10 protein-coding genes are annotated in these 13,778 nt (G+C 64.1%); all 10 read right to left on the bottom strand.

Going from position 1 to position 13,778, the window contains the following annotated elements:
* Positions 1–98 precede the first annotated feature (98 nt).
* The 10 genes from ACZ92H_RS18520 to ACZ92H_RS18475 all read right to left on the bottom strand — a co-directional run bounded on the left by ACZ92H_RS18520 (position 99) and on the right by ACZ92H_RS18475 (position 13,726).
* Complete coding sequence (locus ACZ92H_RS18520) at positions 99–1,397, bottom strand: O-acetylhomoserine aminocarboxypropyltransferase/cysteine synthase family protein (RefSeq protein ID WP_465050545.1); 1,299 nt, start codon at positions 1,395–1,397, stop codon at positions 99–101.
* Positions 1,398–1,490: 93 nt separating this feature from the next.
* Positions 1,491–2,402: a carbohydrate kinase family protein gene (locus tag ACZ92H_RS18515; RefSeq protein ID WP_465050544.1), complete on the bottom strand. Its 912-nt coding sequence runs from the start codon at positions 2,400–2,402 to the stop codon at positions 1,491–1,493.
* A complete protein-coding gene (locus ACZ92H_RS18510) occupies positions 2,399–4,033 on the bottom strand; it encodes an alpha-amylase family glycosyl hydrolase (protein WP_465050543.1) in 1,635 nt (544 codons plus the stop codon). The genes ACZ92H_RS18515 and ACZ92H_RS18510 overlap by 4 nt, the downstream gene beginning before the upstream one ends.
* Positions 4,034–4,035: 2 nt before the next feature.
* Entirely contained in the window at positions 4,036–4,926 is an 891-nt protein-coding gene (gene malG / locus ACZ92H_RS18505) for a maltose ABC transporter permease MalG (protein WP_131377298.1), read from the bottom strand.
* Positions 4,927–4,936: 10 nt separating this feature from the next.
* The gene (gene malF / locus ACZ92H_RS18500) at positions 4,937–6,448 is read right to left on the bottom strand and encodes a maltose ABC transporter permease MalF (RefSeq protein WP_131377295.1); all 1,512 of its coding nucleotides are present in this window, start codon (positions 6,446–6,448) and stop codon (positions 4,937–4,939) included.
* A 141-nt stretch (positions 6,449–6,589) separates the two neighbouring features.
* Positions 6,590–7,810, bottom strand: coding sequence for a maltose/maltodextrin ABC transporter substrate-binding protein MalE (gene malE, locus ACZ92H_RS18495; RefSeq protein WP_465050542.1), 1,221 nt, complete (start codon positions 7,808–7,810; stop codon positions 6,590–6,592).
* A gap of 98 nt (positions 7,811–7,908) precedes the next feature.
* Positions 7,909–8,994 carry an ABC transporter ATP-binding protein gene (locus ACZ92H_RS18490; RefSeq protein WP_131377292.1) on the bottom strand — a complete coding sequence of 362 codons (1,086 nt, stop codon included), beginning with the start codon at positions 8,992–8,994 and terminating at the stop codon, positions 7,909–7,911.
* A gap of 84 nt (positions 8,995–9,078) precedes the next feature.
* Positions 9,079–10,719 (bottom strand): alpha-amylase family glycosyl hydrolase, encoded by a 1,641-nt coding sequence (locus ACZ92H_RS18485; protein ID WP_465050541.1) that lies wholly within the window; start codon positions 10,717–10,719, stop codon positions 9,079–9,081.
* 326 nt (positions 10,720–11,045) lie between these two features.
* Positions 11,046–12,059: a substrate-binding domain-containing protein gene (locus ACZ92H_RS18480; RefSeq protein WP_131377287.1), complete on the bottom strand. Its 1,014-nt coding sequence runs from the start codon at positions 12,057–12,059 to the stop codon at positions 11,046–11,048.
* A 446-nt stretch (positions 12,060–12,505) separates the two neighbouring features.
* On the bottom strand, positions 12,506–13,726 hold the full coding sequence (locus ACZ92H_RS18475; protein WP_465050540.1) for a maltoporin: 1,221 nt from the start codon (positions 13,724–13,726) through the stop codon (positions 12,506–12,508).
* Positions 13,727–13,778 lie beyond the last annotated feature (52 nt).

Genomic DNA, 13,778 nt, shown 5'->3' with positions numbered 1-13,778 from the left:
GGGGCGCACGGGGATGCAGATGTTTCGCCCATCCAGGAGGGGACTTCATGCCGCCGATGATGGCATGAAGTCCCCTCCGGGCGGCGTGGAAAAGAGGCTTACGCCGCGTTCAAGGCCTGCTCCAGGTCTTCCCGCAAGTCGTCGATATGCTCGATGCCCACGGACAGGCGCAGCATGTCTTCGGACACGCCCGCCTTGGCCAGTTCGTCGGCATTGAGCTGGCGGTGCGTGGTGGACGCCGGGTGGGTGGCCAGCGACTTGGCGTCGCCGATGTTGACCAGGCGCGTAAACAGCTGCAAGGCGTCGAGCACGCGGGCGCCGGCCGCGCGCGGGTCCGAGTTGACATTCGCACCGGCGGCCAGCTTCAGGCCGAAGGACAAAATGCCCGAGGCGCGGCCACCCATGTATTTTTTCACCAGGGCGTGGTCCGGGTGGTCCTCCAGGCCAGCGTAGTTGACCCAGGCGACTTTCGGATGGTTTTTCAGGTGCCTGGCCAGGGCCAGCGTGTTGTCGCAGATGCGGTCCATGCGCAGGGCCAGGGTTTCGATGCCCTGGATCAGCTGGAAGGCGCTCAAGGGCGAGATGGCGGCGCCCATGTTGCGCAGCGGGACGACGCGCGCGCGGCCGATGAAGGCGGCCGGGCCGAACGCTTCCGTGTAGACGACGCCGTGATACGACACGTCCGGCTCGTTCAGGCGCTTGAAGCGCTCCTTGTGTTCTGCCCACGGGAAGGTGCCGCTGTCGACGATGGCCCCGCCCACGGTGGTGCCGTGGCCGCCCAGGTATTTGGTCAGCGAGTGGACGACGATGTCGGCGCCATGCTCGATGGGACGGAACAGATAGGGGCTGGGCACCGTGTTATCGACGATCAGCGGGATGCCGTGCGCATGCGCGATCTCGGCCAGCCTGGCCACGTCCGTGACGTTGCCCAGCGGGTTGCCGATCGATTCGCAGAAGATGGCCTTGGTGCGCGCGTCGATCAGCGCGGCGAAGGTCTCGGGCTGGCGCGCATCGGCGAAGCGCACTTCGATGCCGATCTGCGGCAGGGTGTGGGCAAACAGGTTGTAGGTGCCGCCATACAGCTGGCTGGCGGAGATGAAATTGTCGCCCGCTTCGGCGATGGTCTGGATCGCATAGGTGATGGCGGCCATGCCCGAGGCCACGGCCAGCGCCGCCACGCCGCCTTCCAGCGCCGCGACGCGCTTTTCCAGCACATCCTGCGTGGGGTTCATGATGCGCGTGTAGATATTGCCGGCCACCTTGAGGTCGAACAGGTCGGCGCCATGCTGGGCATTGTCGAAGGCATAGGCCACCGTCTGGTAGATGGGGACGGCGGCGGCCTTGGTGGTGGGGTCGGGTGTGTAGCCGGCATGCACGGCCAGGGTTTCGATTCTCATGGGGTCTCCGGTTGCTATGGTCTGTGTGGTGAAATCCGCAGCCATTGTGCCATGCGACCATTGTCTCGATGCTACGCTTGATAGAATATTAAGTCATAAGCTAGTGCATGCTTGATATAAGCCGTGCAGCTCTTCCCGGTTGATGAAACGTTCATGCGTGCCATGGCTGGCACAGGCAAAAGCGCCGGCGATGGCGCCGCGGCGCATGGCGGTGTCCAGGTTCGCGTCATCGAGCCATGCCTGCAAGAAGGCGGCCACGAACGAGTCGCCCGCGCCATTGCTGTCGATCACGGGCAGCTGCAATCCTGCCGCCGGGTAGTGGCGCACCTCGCCGCTGTCCCGATCCAGCAGGTAGGCCCCATCCGCGCCCGCCATGGCCACGACGATTTGCGCGCGGCCATCCGAAACAATCGCGCGCATGACGGACTCCGTGCGCTGGCCCAGCGCCGCCGTGCTGAGGAAGACCAGGTCGGAGCGCAGGGCAAAGACCTGGTGATGGGGATTGAGGCCATCCCAGTCGTGCAAATCGGTCGACACCGTCGTGCCGCACAGCAGCGCATCGTCGTACAGGTCGGCTACCCAGCCCATGATGGAAAAGTGCGCGTGGCGCGCCGGTCCCAGGTAGGGAAGATAAAAAGCGGAGGGCATGCGCACGTCGTCAGGATGGCGGCCGTCGTACAGCGACAGCCGGCGTCCTTGCGGGTCGACCAGGTTGACGCTGCGGCGCGTGCCGGACGGCTCCACGATGTGTGAAAAATCGAGCCTGGCTGCCTTGTAGCGCTGCAAAATCGCCGCGCCTTGCGCATCGTCGCCGAGGAAATCGATGAACTTGCAGCGCAAGCCCAGTGCATGGCAGCCCAGCGCCACGCCATTGCCCGTGTGCGCCACGTAGTCGCGGATGGGCGGCACGTGCACGGAATCGGCCACGGGCAGTTGCAGGGACGGGACGCGCACGATGGTGTCGATGCCGGCGCCGCCGACCACTAAAATGTCATAGGTACTCATGGTGCTGCCCTTTCCAACAGGACGGTGCCGGCCGCGCTTACCGCGACGGCGCCATCGTTGACGATGTAAGTTTGGTTCGTGTAGGCGTCGCGCAGCAGGGCGCCATCGGCGAACACGCCGTGCACCTGCAGTGCGAGCGCGCCTTGCGCTTCGGGCACGGCGATGACGGCGTCGTCCGCCGTCACGCGGGCAAACGCATACGGTTTTTCAGCGACCAGGCGATGCTCGCCGCGCGCCAGGGCAGGGTGGCGCAGGCGGAACTGGCCCAGCTTGCGCGCATGCGCCAGCGTGGCAGTGTCCAGCGAGGCCCAGTTCATGTCGGAGCGCGTCGCCTGCTGCTCGTCGCCGGCGGGCGCCGCGCCAGGCGGGCGCGCGCTTTCATCGCCATAGAACAATTGCACGCCGCCGGGCGCCAGCAGCAGCGCGGACAAGCCATGCCTGATGCGCTCGCGCGGGAACAGGCTCGTGTCGTGCGACGAGATATACGACAGGATGTCGTGGCGGGGGCTTTTATCCAGCAGGCCCGCGTACTGGCGGTAGACGCCATCGATGCTTTTCCAGTCGCCGCTCGCGCGATGCTGGAAATCGAAATTGATCATCGAATCGAAGCCCGCGTCATGCCAGCTGCTGCGCTCGGGGCCATGGCCCCACGCTTCTCCCGTCATCCAGAAAGGCGCATCGTCGATCTTTTGCTGCGGGTGGCGCGCCTTCCAATCCTTGAGCGCATCGGTGGCGGCCGCGCGCAGGGCCAGCCAGCTGGCCGGTTCCACGTGCTTGACGGTGTCGGCGCGGAAGCCGTCGACGCCGAATTCGCGCACCCAGTCGGCCAGCCAGTGCACCAGGTAGCCGCGCACGGTCGTATCGGGCAGGGCCACGGCGCGCGTGTCGGCCTTGCGCTGCAGGATGGGCGGCAAGCCCACGGCCTTGCCGCTTTCCGTGCGGAAGTCGGGCAGATAGGCCAGCTGCATGGTGAAATCAGTCTCGCCGCCGTCCGGATAGCCGGGCAGGCCGGCGCGCACCCAGTCCGGTCCCCACCACTGCTTGAACTCGAAGTTGTTGTAGTCGATGAAGCTGTGATAATCGCGCAGGGTGGCTGTTTCATGGCCTGGCCACAGCACGGGCACCTTGTATTCGGCCAGGGTGCGCAAGTCCGCGTAGCCGGGGTGGTTCAGCACCACGTCGAACAGCACGCGGATGCCTTGCGCGTGGGCCGTATCGATCATCTCGCGCAGCTCGTCGCGCGTACCCATGCTGGCATCCATGGTGGTGTAGTCGAGGGCCCAGTAGCCGTGGTAGGCGTAGTGCCGGAATTGCTGCTTGCCGCCTACTACCCAGCCGTGGATCTGCTCGTAGGGCGCCGTGATCCACAGGGCGTTCACGCCCAGCGCCGTGAAATAGCCGGCCTTGAGCTGCTGCGTGATGCCGGCGATGTCGCCGCCGTGAAAGCTGCCGACATCGCCGCCTTGCGGGTCGGCGGCGCGGCCGTAACTGTGGTCGTTGCCGGGGTTGCCGTTGGCGAAACGGTCCGTCACGGCGAAGTAGACGATGGGATTGTCAGCGAAGCCGACGCTCCCTGCCTGCGCCGAAGCGCTGAGTAACAGGGCGGCCAGCGTAGTCAGGGTGCGCCGCATGGTCAGCCTTTCACGCCGCCGGCCGTCAGGCCGGAGATCATCCATTTTTGCGCCAGCAGGAACACGGCCGTGATGGGCAGGCCGGATAGGATGGCCGCCGCGGCGAAGTCGCCCCACAGGTATTTTTGCTCGTACAGGAACAGCTTCGAACCGACGGCCAGGGTCAGGTTGTTCTGTTCATGCAGCAGCACGGAGGCGATCGGGTATTCGATGATGGCGCCGATGAAGGACAATAAAAACACCACCATCAGGATGGGCACCGTCATCGGCAGCAGCACGTAGACGAAGGCTTGCCACTGGGTGGCGCCGTCGACCTTGGCCGCTTCCTCGATCTCGACGGGGATGGTTTGATAGTAGCCCTTGATGGTCCAGATATGCAGGGCGATGCCGCCCGTGTAGGCCAGTACCAGGCTGCCGTGGTGGTCGATGCCCAGCCACGGCACGTAGCTGCCCAGCACGTCGAAGATGGCGTAGATGGCCACCAGGGCCAGCACGGCGGGGAACATTTGCAGCAGCATCAGCGCGGACAGGGTCTGCGACTTGAAGCGGAACTGCATGCGCGCGAACGCATAGGCGCAAGTGGTCGACAGCAGCACGGTGACGGTGGCGCTCATGCTGGCCACCTTGATGGAGTTCCACAGCCACAGCAGCACGGGGAAGTCCGGCTCGACCAGGGTGCCGTTGGGCGCCTGGTAGGACATGCCCAGCGCCAGGCGCCAGTGCTCGAAGCTGATCTCGGGCGGTATCAAACTGCCCGAGGCGAAGTTGCCTGGGCGCAAAGAGATCGACAAGATCATCAGGAAGGGGAACATCACGAGCGCGATCAGCGCGATGACGGCGACGTGGGCCGCCAGGATGCGCCAGCGGTTGGAGCGGTCGACAACGATAGCCATGGTCGGTCCTTTATGCTTTGTTCATGCGCGTCAGGCGCATGTTGACCAGCGAAATCGCGGCCACGAGGAAGAAGATCAGGGTCGAGATGGCGGCGGCCAGGCCGAAGTTCTGGCCCGAATCCTCGAACGCGATGCGGTAGGTGTAAGACACGAGCAAGTCCGTCGTGCCGGCCGGCAGGGTGGTGTCAAGGAAATCGGGACGTCCGCCCGTCAGCAAGCTGATCAGCACGAAATTATTGAAATTAAAACCCAGGCTGGCCACCATCAGCGGCGTGAGCGGCTTGATGATCAGCGGCAGGGTGATCTTGAAGAAATTTGTCAGCGGTCCGGCGCCGGCCAGGGCCGAGGCTTCGTACAGGTCCGCCGGAATCGCCTTGATCAGGCCCATGCACACCACCATCATGTAGGGGTAGCCCAGCCAGGTGTTGACGATCAAAATCATTGCCTTGGCCAGGGTGGTGTCCGAGAACCAGGCTGGCTTGATGCCGAACAGGGCGTCGAGCACCAGGTTGATTTCGCCAAAGTTATTGTTGAACAAGCCCTTGAAGACGAGGATGGAAATGAAGCCGGGCACGGCATACGGCAGGAACAGCAGGGTGCGGTACAGGCCGCGGAAGCGCAGCGCGTCCCAGTTCAAGAGCACGGCCAGCACCATGCCCAGGCCTGTCGTGGTGGCCACGCTGATCAGGGCGAAGACGATGGTCCACACGAAGATGCGCAGGAAGGGCCCGCGGAACGCTTCATCGGAGAAAATCTTGACGAAGTTGGCGAAGCCCACATTGACCTTGAAGCCCGGTTCCAGCTTGGTGCCGTCCGGCATTTCATAAAAGCCCGTCTTGAAATTCGGCTTGACCAGTTCGCCCGTGGCGACTTTCTTGAGCGTGTTGTCCGGCAACTGCTTGTAGACGTGCGCGACGGGGCCGAATTCGCGCAAGCCCACCATGCGCAGCTCGATCCTGTTCGGCAGCACGAGGGTGAGCAGCTTCAGATCCTTTTGCAGGGCGATGATATCCTTGATGGGCAGCGGCGGGGCCAGCACGGGCGCCTGCACGGGATCGAGCGGCGCCACTTCCACGGTCAGGGGCACGGCGCGCTTGAGGGCCAGCGGCTGCGTCAGCAGCACTTCGCCCGTGTCCGGGCTTTCCAGGCGCAAGCGGTATTCCTTGTCGTCCGGATGCACGGTCAGGGCATAGCCCGTGCTTTCCACGCGCTGCGTCTCGTCCAGCAGATATTGCGTGGCCCGCTCGTAGGTGAGCAGGTTGCGCGAGCTGAAATTGGTAAAGCCGATCGACACCGTGTACACCATCGGCAGCAGCACGAAGACGATCACCGCCGTGATGCCGGGAAACAGATAGCGGTAGGCATAGGCGCGCGGCGACGTGAAGACAAACGTCGTCAGGGTCAGCAAGCCGAGGAAGACGGCGGCCAGCATGGTCTGGCCGGAAATGTACAACATGAAGAGCAGATACAGACCCAGCGCCATGCTGATGGTCAATACCGTAGGGCCGATAAACTTGCGCACGATGGGATACCTGTGAAGATGGAATGATACGAGATGGCGTAGGTCGGATTAGCGGCCATGCCGCGTAATCCGACAACATTGTTGGCTGCTGGTGTCGGATTACGGCCCTTCGGGCCTAATCCGACCTACGCCTTGACCTGCTTAATTGGCGGTCGTAATCCGCTTCGCCGCCGCATCCAGGCCATCCTTGGTGGTCTGGCGGCCTTGCGTGATGTTTTCCAGCGCCGATTGCATCGACGACCAGAAGCGGCCCATTTCCGGGTTGTTCGGCATCGGGCGGCCCGCCTGCGCGCTTTCCATCGTCGCCTGGATGTTCGGGTTGGCTTTCAGTTCCGCGAACAGCACCTTGTTCGCTGGCGTGCCCAGCGGGACGTCGGCGTTGATGGTTTTCAGCCCATTAATCTGCAGCATCTGGTTTTCCAGGAATTCCGTCGCCAGGTCCTTGTTCGGGCTGGCTTTCGAAATCATCGCGCCCAGCACGCCGACGAATGGCGTGGCCGTCTTGCCGGCCACGGTAGGGATCGTTGCCACGCCGAAGTTGATCTTCGACTTGCGCGCGTTGTCCCACGACCATGGGCCGTTGATCATCATGGCGATCTTGCCCTGGTTGAAGCCCGCTTCCATCTCGGCGTAGCCGGCGCCCTTCGGCATGGCGCCGCTGTTGATCAGGGCCATGACGGCGTTCACGCCCGCCTGCGAGCCGGCATTGTTCACGCCCGTCTTGGCCGCATCGTAGCGGCCGTCGCTCTTGACTTCAAACGGGAAGCCGCCGCCCGCGCCCAGCAATGGCCAGGTGAAATAGGTATTCGTGTAGTCCCACAGGATGGCTTTCTTGCCCTGGCCCGAGAGTTTTTTATCCAGCGCGGCGATTTCCTCGAAGGTTTTCGGCGGAGTCGGCACCAGGTCCTTGTTGTAGACGAGGGCGACGGCTTCGATGGAGATCGGGTAGCCCCAGGTCTTGCCGCCGACGGTAAACGCGTTCCATGCCAATGGCAGGATGGCGGCGCGCGCTTCCTTGCTTGGCGTCAAAGGCTGCAGCAAGCCGGCGTCGATCCAGGTACCGATGCGGTCATGCGGCCAGATCCAGATGTCCGGGCCCTTGCCGGCGGCGGCGGCCTGCTGGAATTTGTTCGGCGCATCTTCCGGATGTTCGACGACGACCTTGACGCCGGTCTTCTTGGTGAATTCCTCGCCGACCTTGGCCAGGCCCTTGTAGCCCTTGTCGCCATTGATCCAGATCAGGAGGGTGCCTGCTTCGGCCGCGTTGGCCAGGCTGGCGGCGGCCAGGTTGCCAATGCCGGCCAGGGCGGCGGCGATCAGGGTGGTTTTGATGAAGCTGCGTTTCGGGTGCGTGATGGACATGTCAATCTCCAGTAGTTTTTTTTTGATGTGTATCAAGGCTGAAACAGTGCAACCAGGCCAGGCGGCGCCTGTAGCGCCTGGCCCGCAAAAAAAGAGGGTCAGGTACGGGTCTGGCCGTGCTCGTCGAACACGTGGACGCGGGCGGGCGCCACCTGCAGCGCCACGGACTGGCCAATCGCCCAGTCCGTATCGGCATCGGCGCGCACCACCAGCGGCTCGTCGCCGCCCGGCACTTGCACGTACAGATAGCTGATGTCACCCAGTTTTTCCACCGCCTGCACGGCCGCCGTGATGGCGGACGCGACGCCGGGCGCGCAGGCCTGCACGTGTTCCGGGCGCGCGCCGACGGTCACTTGCGTGCCGCTGGCCAATGGCTGCGCCAAGGCCGCCTGCAGCATGCCGCCCGCGCTGGTGGCGATGGTGGCGACGCCGTCCGCGTAGCTGTGGATTTTGCCCTTGAGGAAGTTCATGCGGGGCGAACCGAGGAAGCCGGCAACGAACAGGTTGGCGGGGTGGTGGTACAGGTCCAGCGGCGCGCCCACCTGTTCGATGCGGCCCGCGTTGAGCACGACGATGCGGTCGGCCAGGGTCATCGCCTCGACCTGGTCATGCGTGACGTAAATCATGGTCGAGCGCAATTCGCGGTGCAGGTTCGCCAGCTCGATGCGCATCTGCACGCGCAGCGAAGCGTCGAGATTGGACAGCGGTTCGTCAAACAGGAAGACGTCGGGCTTGCGCACGATGGCGCGGCCGATGGCCACGCGCTGGCGCTGGCCGCCCGACAAATCCTTGGGCTTGCGTTCGAGCAAGGGCTCGATGCGCAGGATCTGCGCGGCGCGCTGCACGGCGTCGGCGATCTGGACCTTGCTCATGCCGGCCAGTTTCAGGCCGAAGGCCATGTTCTGCGCCACGCTCATGTGCGGGTACAGGGCATAGCTCTGGAAGACCATGGCGATGCCCCGCTTGGCAGGGGGCACGTCGTTCATGCGGGTCTTGCCAATATACAAGTCGCCGCCGCTGATCTCTTCCAGGCCGCAGATGCTGCGCAGCAAGGTTGACTTGCCGCATCCCGATGGTCCCACGAAGACCATGAACTCGCCATCGGCGATCTCCAGGTCGATGCCGTGCAGGGTTTGCACGTCGCCATACGCTTTCTTCAGTCCTGCCAACTTCAGTCCCGCCATGTCGTCCTCACTGTATCAATTCGTCCCCGCTGATGCGCGGGGCTCGTTATTGTAATTGGCGGCATGGCCGCCAAAGCCTGCGATTTACGCCAGGGTGCCGAACCAGCCGCCATGTGGCGGCAGGGTGATCTGCCCGGCTTGCTGGCTGCCCGGCAAGCCGTGGCCGGCCAGGTCGGCCGCCGGCGCCGCATCGGGCCAGGCGAACGTGACGGCTTGCGTGCCCAGGTTGAAGGCGGCCAGCACGGATGGCTGTCCTGGCAAGTCGCGGCGCAGGGCCAGCACGGGTTCCGGGGCGTCGAAGAAACTGATGTCGCCGCTTAGCAATTGCGGCCGGGTACGGCGCCAGGCGAGGATCGCTTGCGCAAAGTGCAGGGGCGAGCTTGCATCCTGCTGTTCCACGTCGACGGCCCGCTCCAGATGCTCGGGCGGCACGGGCAGCCAGGGTTTTGCCGCGCTGAAGCCGCCGTGCGGCGCATCGGCCACCCATGGCATCGGCGTGCGGCAGCCGTCGCGGCCCTTGAACTGGGGCCAGAACGGGATGCCGTACGGGTCTTGCAGCGCTTCGAAAGGCAAGTCCGCTTCCGTCAGGGCCAGTTCGTCTCCCTGGTACAGGCACGGCGTGCCCTTCAAGGCCACTTGCACGGCCAGCACCACCTTGGCCAGGGAGGGCGACGGGTTCTCGCCGCCCCAGCGGGTCATGACGCGCACGCTGTCGTGGTTGCCCACGGACCAGGAGGCCCAGCCGTCGGTCACTTTGGCTTCGAATTCTTCCACTTGCGTGCGGATGTGCGCGGCCGAGAATTCCGCCGTCAGCAAATTGAAACTGTAGGCCATGTGCAGCTTGTCGCCGCCCGTGGTGTAGGCGGCCATCGTCGCCAGCGCGTTGTCGTCGCCCACTTCGCCGATGGAAATAGCCTTGTATTCATCGAGCACGGCGCGCACGCGCTGCAGGTAGGCGATGTTTTCCGGCTGCGTCTTGTCATACAGGTGCGACTGCATGCCGTAAGGATTGATGGCGGACACGCTGCTGGCATCGCGCTGGGCGGCCGGCGGATTGTCGCGCAGCTGGGCATCGTGGTAGGGGAAGTTGCACGAGTCGAAGCGGAAGCCGTCGACGCCCCGTTCCAGCCAGAAGCGCAGGTTGTCCAGCTGCGCCTGCTGCACGGCCGGGTTATGGAAATTCAGGTCGGGCTGGCTGGCGAGGAAATCGTGCAGATAATACTGGCCGCGGCGCGGCTCCCATTGCCAGGCCGAGCCGCCAAACACGGACAGCCAGTTGTTCGGCACGGTGCCGTCCGGCTTCTGGTCAGCCCACACATACCAGTCGGCTTTCGGATTGTCGCGGCTGGCGCGGCTTTCCACGAACCACGGATGGACGTCGGAAGAGTGCGACAGCACCTGGTCGATCATCACTTTCAAGCCCAGTTCATGGGCGCGCGCCACCAGGCGGTCAAAATCGGCCAAGGTGCCAAACATGGGGTCGACATCGCAGAAGTCGGCCACGTCGTAGCCGAAGTCCTTCATCGGCGACGTGAAGAAGGGCGAGATCCAGACGATGTCGGCGCCCAGGGCGGCGATGTAATCGAGTTTCGAGGTAATGCCGGGCAAGTCGCCGATGCCGTCGCCATTGCTGTCGAGGAAGCTGCGCGGGTAGACCTGGTAGATGACGGCGCTGCGCCACCAGTCGGCGGGCAGGTGGGCGAGATTGTTCTGGATGGTCGGCATGAATGATTTCTTAAAAGTTGCCTGAGCTTGTCAGGGCGAGCGCTGCTGGTTGGTAGGCGGGCGTCTTATTTTAAAATTCAAAGCGCTTTGGGTGTGAAATGAGTATAGTTCAAAGCGCTTTGAAAAGTAAAGCGATACACGCGCAAGACATACGATTTTTTTATGAGGGTAATTCAGGGAGGGGATGTTCATCCCCTGGCCGGAGATGCAACCCGCAGCAAGGGTGGGGGTCAGACCCGCCGGGGGCATGCGTCCCAATGGGACGCATGCCGATCACGCAGCGACTGCTCCCGGCATTTCGCGGGTGGCGCGGTGAGAGGCATGAATCATGCGCGCATGACGGGGCCCGCCGACTCGCCCGGCAGCAGTTCGCACGGCCACAGTTCCTGCAAGTCGGTGACGGGCGTGCCGTCCATCAGGGCCAGCAGCATGTGGATCATCTTCGCGCCGGCGCCGCGCGGGTCGGGCTGGACGACGGTGGTGACGTTGTGGCCGGCCAGCGAATCTTCCATCACGCCCCAGACGATCAGCGACATGTCGCGGCCGATGCCGATGCCCGCGTCGAGCAGCGCGCGCACGGCGCCCACGCCGGACATGTGATTGTCGACGATGACGGCCGTGGGGCGGGGCGAGCGCGCCAGCAGGCGCTGCATGGCCTGGTAGCCGGCGCGGCGGTCGTGCGCGTTGTCGACCAGGTTGTCCGGATCGACGGCCAGGCCGCCCGCCTGCATGGCGCTCTGGAAACTCTCGACGCGCTGGCGCACGAAGTTCAGGTCCGGCGTGGCGCTGATCAGGCCGATGCGCTGGTGGCCCAGCTGCGCCAGGCGCTCGACGGCCAGGCGCATGCCCGCCTCGTTGTCGTAGTCGAACCAGGCGTGCGGCTGGTTCAGCTGCGTGCGGCCATGCGCGACGAACGGCATGCCCTGCTGCGCCAGGTAGGCGATGCGCTCGTCGAACGGTTTCGTGCGGCCCACGACCAGGCCATCGATGCGGCGGCCCTTGACCATGCGTTCATAGGTGTGGAATTCATTGGTGGCCGAGGCGGGCGCGATCATCATGTCCATCTGCTGCGCTTCCAGCGCTTCGGACATGCCGCCGACGATCTCGATGAACATGGGGTCGGCCAGGTCGTTGGGCATCAGCGGATAGATGATGCCGACGATATTCGTGCGGCCCACGGCGAGGCTGCGCGCCATGGGATTGGGCCGGTAGCCGGCCGCCTGGGCGGCGGCCATCACCCGTTCGCGCGTGCGTTCACTCACTTCCGGATAGCCATTCAAGGCGCGGCTGACGGTGGTTTCGGAAATTCCTAGCGTTTTGGCGAGATTTTTGAGGTTCATGGATGCTGCAGTCGGGATCTATCCAGGGTGAGTCTTGCCGCTGCCGGCGTCCGGCGGGTGGGCGGAGGCGGCGCGGTGCGATGTCGGGTAGTTTATCTGATAAACGCCGAGTCGATCAGGGTCGTGATCGCTGGCGGCAATGCCCAAAAAAATACGCGGGCAAACCCAGGGGCGCCCGCGCTAAAAGAGGATACTGCTGAATCACTACAGTGAAGCTGCCGGCCATTGCGTGCAGCGGCGAAATGGTGGGTCCGGATAAAACATGCCCCTGGATAAGCGGGCGGTGTTGCTGCCTTTCATGACACTTGACCAGACCTCCTGCGCGGCGCGATTTGCGGCCTGCGATGCTCGCTGACCCGGCGTCCCCGTACCTGCGTACGGCTGCGCTTTTCAGCCGCAATTCCCTGCCGCTCGTTACGGCCTGCTCAGGTGTCGACAGTGCTGGATTACCACCACGACTCGACCTGGAATCCCATCGAGCTGCCGTTGGTCTTGCCGCCAAACACGCCTGTCGACGACAGTGCCGATTCCGCGGCGGCGGCCGACTGGGCTGCCTTGTTCCATTTGGCATAGGTGTAGAAGGCGCGCAGCACGGGGCGCGACCAGAAGCTGTTGCCGGCCGACAGTTGCGGCGCGAACGTCAGCTTGGTCAGGTTGCGGCTCTCGCCGCCTTCCGGCTTGACGATGTCGTGGCCCAGTTCCACGGCCAGGCTGTAGTTGTCCGTGAAGTGGTAGACGGGGCGCGCGCCGATCGACGTCCATTTGCTGCTCACGCCCGCCGTTTCCTTGTCTTCATACACGAACGTCGCCATGCCCGACCAGGCGCCTTTCGGCTGGATCATGATCTGTTCCGTCAGGCGCGTGACCTTGTCGTCCTTGTCGGCGCCCAGGCTGAAGCCGCCCGTATTGGCGGCGCTGCCTTTGCCGAACTGCAAAGCTACCTTGTTGAAGCCGCCCAGCAGGTTGCCTTGCGTATGCATGACGGTCAGCAAGTGGCCGCTGGCGACGGGGGCTGCGCCTTGCGCGTTGCGCTTCTGGTTGAATTGCAGGCCCAGGGTCAGTTCGCCATCCGGGTTGACCTTGATGCCGGAGAAACGCAAGTCGTGGGACAGGCCCATGCGCTTGCTGTCGCCGTCGTCGGCCGTGCGCACGATGGCGTAGGCCAGCTTGGCCGCGCCCAGGTCGATGTTTTCCAGGCCGGCGCCGGGGCCGCTGTTATTCCAGAAGTAGTAATCGGTGATGTGCACGTCCTGGCGGTCGTAGTAGCGCTTGCCGACCCAGGCGCGCGCGTCGGCGAAGGCGCCCGAGCCGATCTTGTCGGCCACCACGTTCATTTCGCGCCACGACGGGTCCGATTGCTCCCAGTCCTGGTTCTGGTTGACGGAAAACGCCACCAGCGTATTGATGCGGAAGGTGGTGCCATTGCTTGCCTTGAACGCTTCGCCGCCGAATTTCAGCTCGCCGTAGGTCTCGCACTCATTGCCCAGGCGATACTTGGACGAGGCGCCAGCCAGGCCGAAACAGGCTTCCTTGCCACCTTCGCTGCTGGTGCCGAAGCCCGAGCGGATGTAGCCGCCGAAGTCGATCGGCAGGGCGGCCTGGGCGGCAGAAGCGCTCAAGGCCAGCGCCACGGCGGCAGGCAAAGCTTTCAAGAAATGTTTGTTCATTGCGTCTCCAGAGTTTTTTATAGGTTTATCAGTGCAGGATCGGCGTGCAGGA

Source organism: Janthinobacterium foliorum (assembly GCF_978021625.1).
Note: the sequence above shows the minus strand (reverse complement) of the source record. Positions and strands in the feature narration are given on the sequence as shown.

Excerpts from the sequence above, each read along its gene's own strand:
- ACZ92H_RS18515 (WP_465050544.1), bottom strand. The coding sequence starts at position 2,402 with ATGAGTACCTATGACATTTTAGTGGTCGGCGGCGCCGGCATCGACACC.
- ACZ92H_RS18485 (WP_465050541.1), bottom strand. The coding sequence starts at position 10,719 with ATGCCGACCATCCAGAACAATCTCGCCCACCTGCCCGCCGACTGGTGG.
- malG (WP_131377298.1), bottom strand. The coding sequence starts at position 4,926 with ATGGCTATCGTTGTCGACCGCTCCAACCGCTGGCGCATCCTGGCGGCC.
- malE (WP_465050542.1), bottom strand. The coding sequence starts at position 7,810 with ATGTCCATCACGCACCCGAAACGCAGCTTCATCAAAACCACCCTGATC.
- ACZ92H_RS18520 (WP_465050545.1), bottom strand. The coding sequence starts at position 1,397 with ATGAGAATCGAAACCCTGGCCGTGCATGCCGGCTACACACCCGACCCC.
- ACZ92H_RS18475 (WP_465050540.1), bottom strand. The coding sequence starts at position 13,726 with ATGAACAAACATTTCTTGAAAGCTTTGCCTGCCGCCGTGGCGCTGGCC.
- ACZ92H_RS18480 (WP_131377287.1), bottom strand. The coding sequence starts at position 12,059 with ATGAACCTCAAAAATCTCGCCAAAACGCTAGGAATTTCCGAAACCACC.
- ACZ92H_RS18490 (WP_131377292.1), bottom strand. The coding sequence starts at position 8,994 with ATGGCGGGACTGAAGTTGGCAGGACTGAAGAAAGCGTATGGCGACGTG.
- ACZ92H_RS18510 (WP_465050543.1), bottom strand. The coding sequence starts at position 4,033 with ATGCGGCGCACCCTGACTACGCTGGCCGCCCTGTTACTCAGCGCTTCG.